This window comes from Faecalibacterium prausnitzii, from assembly GCF_049532945.1.
Taxonomy (GTDB): domain Bacteria; phylum Bacillota; class Clostridia; order Oscillospirales; family Ruminococcaceae; genus Faecalibacterium; species Faecalibacterium prausnitzii_N.
In genome coordinates this window covers 2,071,233-2,086,695 of record NZ_CP186691.1, presented here as the reverse complement: position 1 = coordinate 2,086,695, position 15,463 = coordinate 2,071,233, and the positions used below count along the sequence as shown (strand labels likewise).

14 protein-coding genes, 1 tRNA gene and 1 pseudogene are annotated in these 15,463 nt (G+C 50.7%); 1 reads left to right on the top strand and 15 read right to left on the bottom strand.

Annotated features, from left to right (window positions below; genetic code table 11):
- Positions 1-17: 17 nt before the first annotated feature.
- The 6 genes from ACNQFG_RS10290 to ACNQFG_RS10265 all read right to left on the bottom strand — a co-directional run bounded on the left by ACNQFG_RS10290 (position 18) and on the right by ACNQFG_RS10265 (position 4,922).
- Positions 18-911, bottom strand: a complete 894-nt coding sequence (locus ACNQFG_RS10290) for a glycosyltransferase (protein WP_423404828.1) — start codon at positions 909-911, stop codon at positions 18-20.
- Positions 912-965: 54 nt separating this feature from the next.
- A complete protein-coding gene (locus tag ACNQFG_RS10285) occupies positions 966-1,925 on the bottom strand; it encodes a hypothetical protein (RefSeq protein ID WP_423404827.1) in 960 nt (319 codons plus the stop codon).
- Between the two features lie 15 nt (positions 1,926-1,940).
- Positions 1,941-2,831, bottom strand: a complete 891-nt coding sequence (locus tag ACNQFG_RS10280) for a beta-1,6-N-acetylglucosaminyltransferase (protein ID WP_423404826.1) — start codon at positions 2,829-2,831, stop codon at positions 1,941-1,943.
- 39 nt (positions 2,832-2,870) lie between these two features.
- Positions 2,871-3,368 (bottom strand): glycosyltransferase, encoded by a 498-nt coding sequence (locus ACNQFG_RS10275; RefSeq protein ID WP_423404825.1) that lies wholly within the window; start codon positions 3,366-3,368, stop codon positions 2,871-2,873.
- 16 nt (positions 3,369-3,384) lie between these two features.
- On the bottom strand, positions 3,385-3,852 hold the full coding sequence (gene pssD / locus ACNQFG_RS10270; protein ID WP_423404824.1) for a PssD/Cps14F family polysaccharide biosynthesis glycosyltransferase: 468 nt from the start codon (positions 3,850-3,852) through the stop codon (positions 3,385-3,387).
- 395 nt (positions 3,853-4,247) lie between these two features.
- Positions 4,248-4,922 (bottom strand): sugar transferase, encoded by a 675-nt coding sequence (locus ACNQFG_RS10265; protein WP_423404823.1) that lies wholly within the window; start codon positions 4,920-4,922, stop codon positions 4,248-4,250.
- Between the two features lie 420 nt (positions 4,923-5,342).
- On the opposite strand from ACNQFG_RS10265, the gene ACNQFG_RS10260 reads away from it, so the two are divergent.
- Entirely contained in the window at positions 5,343-5,480 is a 138-nt protein-coding gene (locus ACNQFG_RS10260; RefSeq protein ID WP_423404822.1) for a hypothetical protein, read from the top strand.
- Here the strand turns inward: ACNQFG_RS10260 and ACNQFG_RS10255 are convergent.
- The 9 genes and pseudogenes from ACNQFG_RS10255 to ACNQFG_RS10215 form a co-directional block, all read right to left on the bottom strand.
- Positions 5,462-5,545: transfer RNA gene (locus ACNQFG_RS10255), tRNA-Leu, on the bottom strand. The two genes, ACNQFG_RS10260 and ACNQFG_RS10255, sit on opposite strands and share 19 nt — an antisense overlap.
- A 74-nt stretch (positions 5,546-5,619) precedes the next feature.
- Positions 5,620-7,137, bottom strand: a complete 1,518-nt coding sequence (locus ACNQFG_RS10250; protein ID WP_423404821.1) for a nicotinate phosphoribosyltransferase — start codon at positions 7,135-7,137, stop codon at positions 5,620-5,622.
- A gap of 262 nt (positions 7,138-7,399) precedes the next feature.
- Positions 7,400-8,914 (bottom strand): IMP dehydrogenase, encoded by a 1,515-nt coding sequence (locus tag ACNQFG_RS10245; RefSeq protein ID WP_423404820.1) that lies wholly within the window; start codon positions 8,912-8,914, stop codon positions 7,400-7,402.
- A gap of 508 nt (positions 8,915-9,422) precedes the next feature.
- Positions 9,423-10,166 carry an acyl-[acyl-carrier-protein] thioesterase gene (locus tag ACNQFG_RS10240; RefSeq protein WP_423404819.1) on the bottom strand — a complete coding sequence of 248 codons (744 nt, stop codon included), beginning with the start codon at positions 10,164-10,166 and terminating at the stop codon, positions 9,423-9,425.
- A gap of 60 nt (positions 10,167-10,226) precedes the next feature.
- Positions 10,227-11,459 (bottom strand): ABC transporter substrate-binding protein, encoded by a 1,233-nt coding sequence (locus tag ACNQFG_RS10235; RefSeq protein ID WP_423406582.1) that lies wholly within the window; start codon positions 11,457-11,459, stop codon positions 10,227-10,229.
- A gap of 19 nt (positions 11,460-11,478) precedes the next feature.
- A pseudogene (locus ACNQFG_RS10230) lies at positions 11,479-12,312 on the bottom strand (ABC transporter permease); the annotation flags it as partial.
- Positions 12,312-13,127: an ABC transporter permease gene (locus ACNQFG_RS10225; RefSeq protein ID WP_044953212.1), complete on the bottom strand. Its 816-nt coding sequence runs from the start codon at positions 13,125-13,127 to the stop codon at positions 12,312-12,314. The pseudogene ACNQFG_RS10230 and the gene ACNQFG_RS10225, both read right to left, overlap by 1 nt.
- A gap of 9 nt (positions 13,128-13,136) precedes the next feature.
- A complete protein-coding gene (gene potA / locus ACNQFG_RS10220) occupies positions 13,137-14,183 on the bottom strand; it encodes a spermidine/putrescine ABC transporter ATP-binding protein (protein ID WP_097774916.1) in 1,047 nt (348 codons plus the stop codon).
- A gap of 292 nt (positions 14,184-14,475) precedes the next feature.
- Positions 14,476-15,456, bottom strand: coding sequence for a DUF4340 domain-containing protein (locus tag ACNQFG_RS10215; protein WP_423404818.1), 981 nt, complete (start codon positions 15,454-15,456; stop codon positions 14,476-14,478).
- Positions 15,457-15,463 lie beyond the last annotated feature (7 nt).

The window sequence follows — 15,463 nt, the reverse complement described above, 5'->3', positions numbered from 1 at the left end:
AAAAACACGTCCAAAATTCACATTAAATTCAGTAAAATTTTGCACCGAATAGAAATACTGGTGCGGCCAAATTCTTCTTTTGTATACGGTTTTGTTAAAACTTTCAACCTACTTATTAGACTTCTATTCATATTTGAAATGAGTTTATATTCTTTTTTTTCGTTCTCATTCATTTGACTTTCGAATACATTTAATACCGTTTTTGCATATTCAGCAGTCGAATAGTCTTCTTTATTTCTAATCAGTTCTAACTTTTCTTTAATCCACTTTCCGATTTGAATCTTCTTATGACTATACCCTAGAACGTTGTTTCCATGCTGTCGATACAGCACATACGGCGTTTTATCAAAAATTACTTTTCCTGTTATCAGCGCCACATTGATCGCCATGATATCATGCATTCTGATGTTAGAAATATTTACTTTTCGCAGTTCCTGCATTAAAGCCCAATTGAATACCATTGTACACCCTGGAACATTGTTATAGAAAACTGCTCTTACACTATCCTGAACAGGTTGTTTAAGGACAGACGAAATCATAACGTGCAAGTCGGAATCAGTCACTTGATAATCTGAGCACCACAAAACAGGTTGATTTGTTATGCCAATTTGTTCCACTGCTGCGGACAGTTTCCCGTCAATCCAAACATCATCCTGATCGCAAAAAGCATAATACTCAGCTTTTGGACACTCTCTAAGTGCCATTAAAAAGCTTTCAGCCGATCCAACATTTTCCCCTTCATTTACTTCTATTGGTACAGCATGTTCTATTCCATAATTCCTTAAATATTCAATCGTTCTATCCTTTGAGCCATCATCTCGTACATACAACTCAATTTCATAATTTCTCTCATTTCGAAATATACTATTCAGTTGTTGATTAATATATTTTTCGCCGTTATATGTTGACATTATTACACATATTTTCATTTTTATTTTTCCCAACCTCTATCTGCGCATTCGGTTTTATGGATACAATCCCAAATCGAAAACATATTCATCCGAATAATTTCCATTATTTAGAATATAGCTGAATTTTGATCCCTGTGTCATTGAGCCTACAAAGTATTTACATTTAGCAAGCAGTATCATCTTTGCTAAATACTTTTGTCCTCTCAATTTTTTATCTTTTTCTAGCACATCCGATTTGCTCAGCACATCTTTTCCTTCATAATTTCTTATAAAGGTATCAAAAGAAACGATTCTAATAATATCGCCAAATTCTTTTTTCAAATTGTCGAATATATCGCCATCTTCTGTCACGAGAAAAATCGGTGCATTATATTTGTTTTCAAATTCGTGAATTTTACACTTCATTTGATCAACTGATGGCTGAACATATTCTCCAGACGGTTTCAGCTTTACATAATCTGTTCCACGAATATAAACACCGATGCATTCTGATATATTCAGACTTGTTGCTTCTTTATTGACAATTGATAGAACCTCATCGCTGAAATGAATATGCTCACAGAGCATTTCGCTACTTTTTTCCCTTATTCTTTTATCAGTAAACACATCTGCTTCAAATAACCCTTCTGGATTGACTGTTTTAAAGCTCCACCCCGACAGATAGACTTTTTTACTCTTATAAACTTCATTTTCAGTCAGATTCGATGGCTGTTTAAAGAAGTATTCCCAAGCATTATTTTTTCCATCATAGTATTGGGTCTTATAATTTTTCCAATCTATGTAAGGACAATAGCCTTTTTTCTTTGCATACGCCATATATAAAATTTGTTTATTTATCAATGACAAAAGCCCTTCTACTCCGTCCTGATAATCTGGCTTTATTACATAAATCACCCTATCTGAATTCATTTGCCCAAAGGACATCCTTTTTTGTAAAATATTTCTTTTTGCCACACAATAATATAAATACTTTGCTAGATAGCCAAGCTTTTTATGCTTACGTTCGAATTTCACTCCAATCGGCATTGCTTATACACCTTTTTTCAAGTCTGTCATAATTTTTAAGATAACACTCTTATCTTCTTTTTCAGAGAATTTTCTGGCGAACAGATTCTTATTCGTGCACAAAGATTGGTAATCCCAATTTCTAAATGTATATGGGTTACCATTTTTTCCTCGCGTCCAGTCTATAAATCGAACATTCTCCGTCATTCCATCTTCCGGGCAATAAATTCTATCTTTGAATCCACAATTGTAGGCTACCGTCTGCACAAACAGTTCATCTGCACAATTTGTGTAGGAAAAGACTTTTGTAATTTTATCTTTCTGTTTTAACAGTTCCGCTACAAGGTCATTTGTAATGCTCACCCAGTTCGAGCCGTATTTGACCGTCCAATCCAATTCTTTTACTCGATTTACATGTAACACGATTTGCATCACAAGTGATGCTCGCTCACAGAACGTAAAAAAATCATTTTTCCATTTTTGCGAATATCTTCTTCTATAATTCTGGAGATAATGATAATATTTTGTTCTTCGTGAGATTTCCGGGTCATTCTGCAATTTTTCGTTATCGTATAGAATGAATTCTTTTCCCTGATTTTTCTCAAAGAAAGCATCAATTTCCAGATTACTCTTCAGTGGCAGATCTGCACCCGAAATCAGGTGATAATAATCATATTTCTGCTGATACGCTTTTTCAAACAGAAAAAGTTCAACCTGAACTTGTGAAAATCCGCCCCAGAATACTTCATATTCCTGAAAAAAGTACACCTTTGCCTCAGATGTAAGATTTGAGAAATCTTTTTCCGAAAAAGATTTGCTCTTCTTATCAATATGAACATATATATCGTGATTTTCCGCGTCAAGAAGTTGAATTAGCTGTTTTAGCTGCCACCAATTATTATGAGCTATAATCAAAAAGGCATGTCGCATTTTCTAATCTTCACCATTTCTCTTTTACTTCACCAAATCGTCCACGATTTTTCCCAGTTCTTCATTGAACCTAGCATTATTGCTACTCATGCCATGTCTCATGCCTGCTACAATCTGGTCATAATTTGTGATAATGTCTCCCAGCGTATTGATGTCTTCCACTGGAATAATTGTTCCCATTCGCTGCGCCACATTTCTTGCAAACTCAACCTGATGGTCATTTACATGCTCTTTGAACTGATGCTGACGCGGTACAACAACGGGAATTTTTCCAATCTGCAGCGGCATAATAAAACTTGCCGGCCCACCGTGGGTAATCACAATCCGGGCATCCGCTACATTCTTTACCATCTGCTGATACGGAATCAGCTTGCTCCACTGGCAGTATTTCGGCTCATATGTACTAAAGCCCGTTTGGATAATCACATCATCTTTGATAATGCCATCGCGTTTCAGCTCATCTACTTTTTGAATTAGTCGATTAAATGGCTGTTCGTGTGTTCCTACCGTCACAAAAATCATTACTTCTTACCTCTACTTAGAAAATGCTACCGAGGTTGACCGCTTTCGGATAAACTTTTTTCTGCTCTTCCCACTGCACAACAAACTTATCCACAATCGGGTAAACCATTTTGCCTGTCATCGTTGGCTTATCAATTCGATCAAAGACCTCAATGTAAACCAGCTTCGCCCCCATCATCTTTCCAATGTAGAAGAACGGAACCGCAACTGCTGCACCGCAGGAAATAATCAAGTCCGGCTTTTCCTTGTGAAGCACATCCAATGCAATTTTTGTATTCTTGATGAGTGCCTTAATACTGCGGTTTGTCGGGAAATAGCAAGGATAAACCTTTTCACCCTCCAAAAGACTTCTCGCATCTTCTTTGTCGAAAGTCACCCAAAAGCGATTTTTATTCTTCCAAAAAGGCTTTAGCATATAAAGGTGGGTTAAATGTCCGCCAGATGAACCCACCAAACACACTTTTATTTCATCTTTTTTCTTCATCTGACGCTCTCCTCTAAAAAATTTTTTATTGCAACGGGTTAGGAACTGCTTGGTGTGTTTCGAGAAATAGCCCTCACCTTTAGCTGTAACAACGCCACGTCCTCAAATATTCGACTTTGGGCCGTTTTACCCAAAACAAATAGCGGATAAGTCTTACACCTGTCCGCTGACTGCCACCTCACCCTCATGGTCGAGATTTTTTCCCATGCGGCATTTCTGCCATTCAGTAAGATCAGTCGTTCATTCTTCGGGTAAGAAAATATGAACTTCGGGTTGCGGAGCCTTTCATTCTCTGCCGTACCCTTGTCCCTATTATGACAGCCGCGTATTATTTCACGTACCCATTCAAGCACATCAACTCTTCAACCATCTGATTTTCATCGTTGTTTCAGTCATTATTCCCCATGCCCCAGCAGGCACACCTTGAACGTCTTAAAGATAATCTTCCAATCCACCCAGAAACTGCGCTCCTTGACATATTTCACATCCAGATCCATCCACTCCTCAAAGGAGAGGTCATTCCGGTGCGGAGCGATCTGCCAGTAGCAGCTCAGGCCGGGAGTCACATACAGACGCTGCCTTTCATAGTCGCCGTACTGTTCCACCTCACGGGGAAGTGCCGGACGGGGGCCAACGATGCTCATATCGCCCTTCAGGATGTTCCACAGCTGGGGCAGCTCATCGATGCTGGTCTTGCGGATAAATTTGCCCACACGGGTAATGCGGGGGTCGTCCTTGATCTTGAACACAGGGCCATCCATCTCGTTCTGGTCCAGCAGATCGTCCAGTTTTGCCTCTGCGTTGGGGCACATGGAGCGGAACTTATAGAACTTGAAGGGTTTTCCATCACGTCCAATGCGCTCCTGCGAGAAGATTGGGCCAGCCGATGGGTCATCTACCACAATAGCAATCGCTGTAATCAACATAACAGGTGACAGCACTACCAGCGCCACCAACGACAAAATAATATCCTGCGTCCGACGCACGATCCAATACAGCTGATGTTTGCGCAGATTTTCTTTTCGGTCGATTTCAACTTTCTTCTCAATTCCAGTCGTATTCGTAGCCATTTTTCCTCACATAAATTCACGTTTGTTTATAAAATGAATTTCTTGTTTCAACCCGCTTTTGCCGCAACTAATTCCTTTCGGATCTCCCGGTGCTTGCAGGTCGTCTACCCGTGCCTGATACTTTGCGCGGGCTATCTGGTACTGATAAACGGTGGTCAAATAGACAATGCCACCCTGTCCCCCTTCCGCAATAAAGTGGGTTCCTTCACATTGAAAATGGAAAACACCAATCTATCAACATCGTTATTTGAGCTTTCTTATCATTTTATCATGTTGATATCTGGAAATCAATAGAAACCAATACAAATCCATACAACTGTATGAACGAAGATTCTGAAAATCGGACCTAATTGAGTTCAAAATGATTTCATGCTATACTTACTTCCAAGAAACCCATTCCAACGAAAGGGGTATTATAATATGGATGATAAAGAATCTGAAGAAATGATGAGAGAAATTGGTGAGCAAATCATGTTTCAGCTCAGCTACGCAAAAAGCCCAGAATCATTCGAATCAACGAACAATTCTGGGCTTTTTCATGCCACCGGCGGGGCTTGAACCCGTACTCTGTCTCCAGAAAGGGATTTTAAGTCCCTCGTGTCTGCCAATTTCACCACAGTGGCTTCTAAATGAACTGCCGCTGCAAGAGCTGCAAACGGCAATTCATATCATACAATAGAAATCCCGATTTGTCAAGTTATACCTTGCCGCCGTGCAGCTCTGCATACATCTTGGAACGGCACTCGGCCACAGCCGGGGTCATGTTCACATAGTGCTTATGCGGGCACTCCAGACGCAACTCGCTCTCCCAGGTCTCCTCGGTGAGCTGCTTTGCAATGTAGGCCTTCTTCTCTGCGATCGAAGGCAGCTCAATGGCCAGTTCGCCGTGGAGGATGTGCGGCACCAGCAGCTTTTTGACCTTGGTGGGGGTAATGGTGACGGTGCGCTCGATGGCATCGGAGTCCAGATTGACCATCGTGACGGGCTTGCCCGCCTCGATGACTTCATCATCCATGGCGATCAGGTCACACTGGGCCTGACCATTTTCATCGTAGAGGCGCCACGGCATCTTCTTGCCCGGAATGATGGCCTTGCTGGCGGAATCCGAACACTTCATCTTGGGAGTGTAGCTGCCGTCCGGCTGCTTGACCGCCACCAGCTTGTACACACCGCCGAACACGGGGTCGGAAGCAGAGGTGATCAGGTTTTCGCCCACGCCGTAGGAGTCAAAATGAGCGTGCTCATACAGCTCCATGTTGGCGATCTTCTTTTCGTCCAGACCATTGGAAGCCACCAGCTTGATGTAAGGCTTACCGGCCGCATCCAGTGCCTTGCGCAGGCGCTTGGAGCCGCGGGCCAGGTCGCCGGAGTCGATACGGGCGCTCTTGACGCGGCGGTTCGGGTCGTTGGGGTATTTTTCGATGAGGTAATCGTCCAGTTTAATGAGGTTGGGCAGACCGCTCTCCATGATATTATAGGTGTCCAGCAGCAGACTGACCGAATCCGGGTAGGTATCGGCAAAGGCCTTGAAGGCATCAAACTCCGTGGGGAAGAACTCGATGAAGCTGTGCGCTACGGTGCCCACAGCCTTGACCTCCGCGCCGAACTTCATCTCGGCCAAACAGTTGGCAGTGCCCACGCAGCCGCCCAGAACAGCAGCATATGCACCATCGTTGCCAGCGCTTTCGCCCTGCGCACGGCGGGTGCCGAATTCCATCACGCTGCGGGGCGTGTGGGTGTTCAGGCCGGTGACGCGGGTAGCCTTGGTGGCGATCAGACTGTGGAAGTTCATGGTCTGCAGCAGGTAGGTCTCGATCAGAATTGCGCCCACGAGGTCGCACTCGATGCGCACCATCTGCACATGCGGGTATGCCACCGTGCCCTCGGGCAGAGCGTACATGTCGCCCTTCCACTGATAGGTGCGCAGATACTCGCAGAATTCCTCACTCATGCCCTTGGTGCGCAGCCACCAGATATCCTGTGCATTGAAGTGGTAGTTCAGCAGAAAGCGGGTCAGCTTGCGCTGGCCGGCACTGATGGAGTAACCCTGATTATCCGGGTTCTTGCGGAAGAACATATCGAACACCAGTGTAGTATCCTTGAATCCGTGCAGGAAAAGGCAGTTGGCCATAGTAAATTCGTAAAAATCCACGACCATTGCGGGGTTGTCATAGTCTTCATCCGGAATATACGGAACAACTTTGATCTCGTCCATGAAAGTTTCCTCTCTTCATATCCATACAGCGGCCGATACCGGGCGGCTGCTGAAAAAACGCCCCGGCCCGGTCTGCATCTCAGGTGCGGCGCGGAGCTCTTCCACCCTGTCATGACAGGGTGTTTGTACCATGATAGCATCTTTCCCGGATGGGTGCAAGAGGTTTTGTAAAATTCCGGCGGGTGCAGGCAAAATCTTTTTTCCAAACCAGAAAAACGGCTGCCTCCAGAAGCCGGGAAGCAGCCGTTCGATTCAATGATGTTTAGCCATTCATGATATTGGGGGTAGCATTCTTCAGCACAACGTCGTGGCTGCCGCCCTCAACGATGGAGGTAGAGGAAACCACGGTCAGCTTTGCTTTCTGCTGCAGCTCCGGGATGGACAGAGCGCCGCAGTTGCACATGGTGCTCTTGACCTTGTACAGAGTGGTCTGCACACCGTCAGCCAGAGGGCCGGCATAGGGCACGTAGCTGTCCACGCCTTCCTCAAAACTCAGCTTGCTGGAACCGCCCAGATCGTAGCGCTGCCAGTTGCGGGCACGGTTGGAGCCTTCGCCCCAGTACTCCTTCATATACTGGCCGTTGATGCGCACCTTATTCGTGGGGCTTTCGTCAAAGCGGGCAAAGTAGCGGCCCAGCATCACAAAATCCGCACCCATGGCCAGTGCCAGCGTGATGTGGTAATCGTGGACGATGCCGCCGTCAGAGCAGATGGGCACGTAGATGCCGGTCTCCTTATAGTACTCATCGCGGGCCTTTGCCACCTCGATGACAGCGGTAGCCTGACCACGGCCAATGCCCTTGGTCTCGCGGGTGATGCAGATAGAACCGCCGCCAATGCCGATCTTCACGAAGTCTGCACCAGCCTCGGCCAGGAAGCGGAAGCCCTCGGCATCCACAACGTTGCCTGCGCCCACCTTGACGGTATCGCCGTAGTGCTCACGGATCCAGCCGATGGTGCGGCTCTGCCACTCGGAGTAACCCTCGGAAGAGTCGATGCACAGCACATCCACACCGGCATCCACCAGTGCGGGCACGCGCTCAGCGTAATCGCGGGTGTTGATGCCGGCGCCCACCACATAGCTCTTGTTCTTATCCAGCAGTTCATTGGCGTTCTTCTTGTGGGAGTCGTAGTCCTTGCGGAACACCATATACTTCAGGTTGCCCTCGGCATCCACCAGAGGCAGGGTGTTGATCTTGTTATCCCAGATGATGTTGTTGCAGTCGTGCAGGGAGGTGTTCTCCGGTGCAGTGACCAGCTTTTCAATGGGAGTCATAAAGGTGGTGACAGGGGCATCATCCGGGGTGTGGTTGATGCGGTAGTCACGAGATGCAACAATGCCCAGCAGCTTGCCGCTCGGAGTGCCATCGGCAGTGATGGCAATGGTGGAGTGGCCGGTGCGTGCCTTCAGCTCCAGCACATCGTGCAGGGTGGCAGTGGGGGCCAGGTTGGAATCGGACACGACATAACCAGCCTTGAAGCTCTTGACGCGGCGCACCATGGCAGCCTCGTTCTCAATGCTCTGAGAGCCGTAGATGAAGGACACGCCGCCCTGACGGGCCAGTGCAATGGCCAGCTTATCGCCAGAGACCGCCTGCATGATGGCGCTGATCATGGGAATATTCATCTGCAGGGGGCACTCCTCCTCGCCCTTGCGGTACTTGACCAGCGGGGTCTTGAGGCTGACAGCCGTGGGGATATTCTCTGCAGAGGAATAGCCGGGGATCAGCAGATATTCACCGAAAGTGCGGGAAGGTTCTTTATAGAAATAAGCCATGTTCAAACTCCTTTTCTCTCGTGCAGCCCGTAGAAACGGCGGCAAATTCATTTCACTTATCGTGCCTGGAAGATGCTAAAAATGCTTGCACCTATTGTAACACAAACCGGCACAAACGCAAGCATTTCGCAAAACAAACTTTCCAAAACTGTCCTTGCGAAAACCAGACACTTTGTCTAAGAAAACGGTGGAAAGTAACACTTTATTCCCGAAAATGCGGGCCGTTCTCCCCTACTGCGGGCCTGGGGGTGCAAAAAAGCCCGCCCCCGAATGGGAGCGAGCTTTTTTGCACACGAAGCGGGATACCGCCTGTGCGGTGCACACCAACAGCTGCGAAGGAGAACAGCCGGAGGAGGAGCGGTGCGCACCCGATATCCACGGATAACAAGAAGAAAAAGATTTCACGCAGAAGAGCTTTCGCTCTTCTTGTAACCATATTGTAACTCTTTTGAAACCATTTTGCAAGGGGTTTTGCGAAAGTTTTTGTAATTTTTTTGTAATTCTTTTCTCAGGCGTTCTCAGCCGCTTCGCTGGAAAATTCCAGATAGCACTCAAAGGCTATGTGCTCGTCCCGGCGGCCCACCACATACCAGCCATCGGCCGACGGCGCATAGGCCACCGCCACCTGCGCCCCCATCGGGATCTCGCGGTGGTAGTTGATGGAGGCGAAGCGCAGCGGGCCCTTCCGGAGCGCCTCTAACGGCAGGGCGTCGCAGGCGATGTCCAGATAGAATGCGTTGTTCAAATGGCCGTTCAGATCGCACAGCGAGTAGCTGGCCGTCCAGCTGCCCGCCGGGGTCAGCTCCTTGCATTTGTGCACCAGCTGGGGCAGCTCCTCTTCCACATCCTCGTTTTCGTAGTTGGGGGTGCACCAGCTGGGCTGCCGCATGATGTGCCCCGTTTCGGTGTTCACCACGATCCAGCGGCAGTCCACGAGGGCCAGCTTCTTCCCGGTCTCATCGAGGATGTGGGTGATCCGCTTCATCGAGCCTTTTTTACAAGGCTCACAGGCGGTATCCAGCGTGATCTTCTCGCCGCGGGTGGGCATCCGGTAGACCTCCACGGCCTGCTTGCCCACCAGAAACGTCGTGTGGCGGGCGGCAAAAAAATCGTCGTCCATGCCGTAGGCGCGGGCGTGATCCGCCGCAGCCTGCTCCACATAACGGAACAGGGCGCTGGGTTTGAGCTTCCGGTGAAAATCACAGTCGGCGTTCAGAACGGTCGCAGTTTCAGTAAAGTGGTTCAGTACCATAGTAAAAATATCCTCTCTATCAAAAACAGGCCGCACCGTTTGCGGCGCAGCCTGCATGGATCAATACATGTTCCGCGATTTTTTGCGCAGCTTGCGCCAGATGTTGAAGCAGGCCAGCGCTACCATGGCCAGAAGCAGCATCAGGAAGACGATGCCGCTGCCACCCTCGTCGTAGCTCTTCATTTCGCTCCACTTCACGTCCAGCTCGCTGTTCACATCGTCGCTCAGGGCAGTGAACACCTTTTCCTTCGCTTCGATCTCCTCCGAGGGGAAGGCGATCTCGCTCTCCTTCAGATCCTCGTCCAGCACCTCCCACACATCCTGCATGGGGGTGGTGTAGCCGATGTACTCGGCGTTTGCCTTGCCGATGTCCGTCTCACACATGAAGTTGATGAACATTTCCGCAGCTTCCTGATGTTCGCTGGCAGCAGGAATGGTCATGCAGTCCACGGAAAGCACGCTGCCTTCCTCCGGGAACACCCATGCAAGGTCTGGATTATCGTCGATCATGGTGATGGCATCGCCGGAGTAGTACACACCGACGGCTGCCTCGCCGCCGATCATCTTATCAAAGATCTCATCCATGACGTAGGCCTGCACCAGCGGTTTCTGCGCTTTGAGGTGTCCGACCACCTCGTCCACTTCCTCGGTGGACTGGGGGTTGATGCTGTGGCCGGTGGCAAATGCCGCGATGGCGTAGGCATCGCGGCTGTTGTTGAACATCAGGATATTGCCTGCGTACTGCTCGTCCCACAGGTCGGCCCAGCTGGTGGGCGCTTTGTCCACCATGGTGGTGTTATAAATGATGCCGGTGGTGCAGAGCATATAGGGCACGGTGTATTCATTGGCGGGGTCGTAGTCGGCGTTGCGGTAGACTTCGTCGATGTTCTGGAAGTTGGGGATGTTGTCAAAGTTCAGCTTTGCAAGCATCCCTTCCGAGATCATCTTGGCGACCATATAGTCCGACGGGATGATGACATCGTAATCCGCCGCGCCGGATTTCAGCTTGGCATAGAGCGACTCATTGGAATCAAAGGTGGTGTAGTTCACCTTGATGCCGGTAAGCTTTTCAAAGGCCGCCACCACGTCCACGCTGTCGTCCGAGCCGTTGGAGATGTACTCGCCCCAGTTATAGACATTGATGGCCACGTTCTGGCCCTTGAAGCGGGTCCAGTCGTAATCGTCCGACACCGAGACATCCTCGGTGACTTCGATGGTGCCGGCGGCAAATGCCGAAAGCGGCAGACTGACGGCAAACACCACCGTCAGCAGCAAAAGCACCATGCGCTTCATCTGTTTCATGCGGCATCCCCCCTCTCAGCGCCTTCTGGTCGCGGCGGTAGCTGCGGCTCTCCATTGCATTGGAAATCAGAATGATGCACAGAATGACCACGAACATGATGGTGGACAGCGCATAGATCTCCGGGCTGACCTTTTTACGGGTCATGGAGTAGATGGCGATGGGCAGCGTTTCCACCGTGCCGCAGTTGAAATAGGAGATCATGAAGTCGTCGATGGAATAGGTCAGGCAGATGAGGAACGCCGACAGGATGGCCGGGCTGATCTCCGGCAGGATGACCTTGAAGAAGGCCTGCTTGGGGTCGCAGCCAAGGTCGAGCGCTGCCTCATACAGCTTGATATCCAATTGCTTGAGCTTGGGCGTGACGTTGAAGATGACATACGGCACATTGAACGCGATATGCGCAATGAGCAGCGTCGGGAAGCCCATGATGGTATCCGGCAGCCAGGAGACACCCCCGGCAAAGCGCTGGTAGGCCACGAACAGCAGCATGAGCGAGATGCCGGTGATGATCTCCGGGTTGACCACCGGGATATAGGTGATGTTGGTGACGACAAGGCGGCTCCCACGGCCCATGGACGCAATGCCCAGACTTGCCGCTGTACCCAGCACAGTGGCAATGACCGCAGAGATCAGAGCCACTTCCAGCGAGACCAGCAGCGCATGCAGGATGGAGGAGTTGTGCAGCAGGCTGGAGTACCACTTGAGGGTAAAGCCGGTGAAGAGCGAATAGCCCTTGGACTGGTTGAAGCTGAATACGATCATGTATGCAATGGGCAGGTACATGAAGCAGAAAAACAGCACGATATAGACGCGCTGCATCAGGCGCAGATGTTTCGTTTTCATCAGGACACGCCCTCCATTTCATCTTCATCAAAGCTGGAGGTGAAGCTCATGCACAGCAGCACAATGATCATCAGCACAAGGCTCATGGCAGAACCCACGTTCAGGTTGTAGCTGTTGCCAAGGAACTGCATCTCGATCAGATCGCCAATGAGCAGGTTGGAGCCGCCGCCCAGCATACGGCTGATAACAAAGGTGGACACCGCCGGGACGAACACCATGGTGATGCCGGTGCTGATGCCGGGCACGCTCATGGGAATGAGCACCCGGAGAAGGGTCTTGGTGGTGGAAGCGCCCAGATCCTGCGCAGCTTCCACCAGGCTCTGGTCGATCTTGGTCATGCTGGTGTACAGCGGCAGGATCATATAGGGCACATAGTTATACACCATGCCCAGCACCACCGCACCGGACGTGTTGAGCATATTGAAGGGGCCAAGGCCGAACACGCCCAGAACGGCGTTCACCGGGCCGTTGATGCTGAGCAGGCCCATCCATGCGTAGGTGCGCAGCAGAAAGTTCATCCACATGGGCAGCATGACCAGCATGAGCATGATGTGCTGCTTGTTCACCCGCAGGCGGGAAAGAAAATAGCCCACCGGGAACGCAATGACCAGACAAATGACCGTGGCAATGAGGGCCAGCAGCAGGCTGCGGGCAAACACAGAGCCGTAGCCGCTGATGGAGGTGAGGTTATCCAGCGTGAAAGCTCCGTTTGCATCCGTAAATGCATAGTACACCACGATGATCAAAGGCACCACTGTGAACAGCGTCATCCATACAAAGTACGGATAGGCCAGCTTTTTATCGTAAATCTTCATCATTGCGGCTCACCCCTCTGAACGCGCCATAATGTGGATCTCGTTGGGGCCGATGCGCATACCAATGGTCTCACCGGGGGTGCAGGCGCGGGTGGAATGGATCAGCCATTCGCGGCCCTCGCACTCCACATGCATCTCAAAGTGGACACCCTTGAAGATGACATCGTTCACGACGCCGACAAGCTGGCCTTCCACAGGAGAGACCACCTCGATATCCTCGGGACGCACCACTACCTGCACGCTCTGCTCGCGGGCAAAGCCGCGGTCCACACAGGGGAAGTCCACGCCGGAGAAGGACACCAGAAAATCCCGGTGCATCACGCCGTCCACGATGTTGGAATCGCCAATGAAGTCTGCAACAAAGGCATTCTTCGGCTCATTGTAAATATCCTCCGGCGTGCCGATCTGCTGCACCTTGCCGCCGTTCATGACCACGACGGTATCGGACATGGTAAGGGCTTCCTCCTGATCGTGGGTAACATAAATAAAGGTAATGTTCATTTCGCGCTGCAGGCGCTTCAGCTCCAGCTGCATCTCCTTGCGCAGCTTGAGGTCCAGTGCGCCAAGGGGTTCATCCAGCAGAAGGATCTCCGGCTCGTTCACCAGACTGCGGGCGATGGCCACGCGCTGCTGCTGGCCGCCGGACATCTGGCTGATGCTGCGGCGCTCGAAGCCTTTCAGGCCAACAACTTCCAACATGTTGCGCACCTTGCGGCGGATGGTCTCTTCGTCCATCTTTTTGAGCCGCAGACCGAAGGCCACGTTCTCGAACACGTTCAGGTGCGGGAACAGTGCGTATTTCTGAAAAACGGTGTTCACCGGGCGCTTATAGGGCGGCACGCCGGTAATGTCCTCACCTTTCAGCAGCACTTTGCCGGAATTGGGTTCCAGAAAACCTGCGATCAGACGCAGGGTGGTGGTTTTGCCGCAGCCGGAAGGGCCCAGCAGCGTTACGAACTCTTTGTCATGGATGTCGAGGTTCAGCCCATCCAGAATGCGCTGACCGTCAAATTCCACTACGATATCCCGCAGTGAAACGATCACCGAGTTGTCCATTTTTTACTTTATCCTCCTTATAACTCAGATACGAAAAAAGACAGGGCCATGCCCCATCCCTCGTACCAGGGCGATCGGTCCCCACGCGCCGTGCCTTGGGTGACAAATTGCGCAGTCTCTCCCCCTGTTCGTGTCTATCTTATACAATTTCCGTACAAATGTCAATCGCTCTGACACAGTTTGCCCAAACTTTACGTACCGGGCAAAAACCGGGCCGGAACATCAAAAAGCCCGGAGGCTCCCCTGCGGGAAACTTCCGGGCTCAAAAAGGACTTCCAGATGAACTTTTGTTTCACGAAGCCGCTTTGTAACGGTCCTTTGCGGTACACACTGTTTGCACAGTGGCGGCATCCACCGTGTAGAGGGAAGCGTCCCCCGACACGGTCAGATAATAGCCGTCCGTGCCCTCGTAATAGGTCAGCGTCCGTTCGCCGTCCGCTGTGCGGACCGTGGCTGCAGCCAGCTGCTTCATGCCGGACGCATCGCCGTGGGGATCCTGTGCCGTGATGTAGCTGCTGAGGGCCGAAAGCAGGCTGCTGACCTGTGTTTCGTCCAGCTCTGCATCCGGTGCATCCGCCAGCCTCCAGACCGTGGTGTACGCCGTGCTGTCGCTGTCGCTTTCGGAGTCGGCCGAACGGTCGGACTCTGCGGCTTCCGAAACCGCCGTCAGAGTGAACGGCTCATCTCCGCAGACAAGGGTGACGGATTCGATGGCCGAACAGGTCAGCCCTGCCGGGTTGAAGGCACCGAACAGCTCCGCGCGGCTCAGCGCAAAGCAGGCCGCCTTGGACGCCGCCACCGTATACAGGGCATCGTCCCCGGCCTTTTTCAGGTAGATATCCCCGGTGGCGGCATTCTCCGCCCCAAAGGTGAAGGTGTTCGTCTCCCCTGCCGCTGTGACCGTGACGGTCAGGCTCTCGTCCGTGAAGCCGTAGTCCTCGCCGGGCTCTTCGGTCAGCTGGCGTTTGGCGTTCAGCGCCGACAGGGCGGTTACCATCGTGTTGCAGGCGGTGGCGTCCAGATGATAGTCCGGGTCATCCGCCAGCGTCCAGCTGCCGTCTGCAACCGTCAGGGTATTCGTCTCGCCGTTGTATGTGACCGCAAGTTCGGTCAGGTCGTTCGCTGCAAAGGAGGACAGCGGGATGGTGCCCTCCGCCGCAGCACTTTCGGCCTGTGCGGCCTGCTCGTTCTTCGCCGTCAGGGCTGCGAAGGCTCCACCCGCCAGAAAGACCAGAACCAGCAGAACGATGAGGGTGCGCTGTTTCGTTTTCATGCGGGCC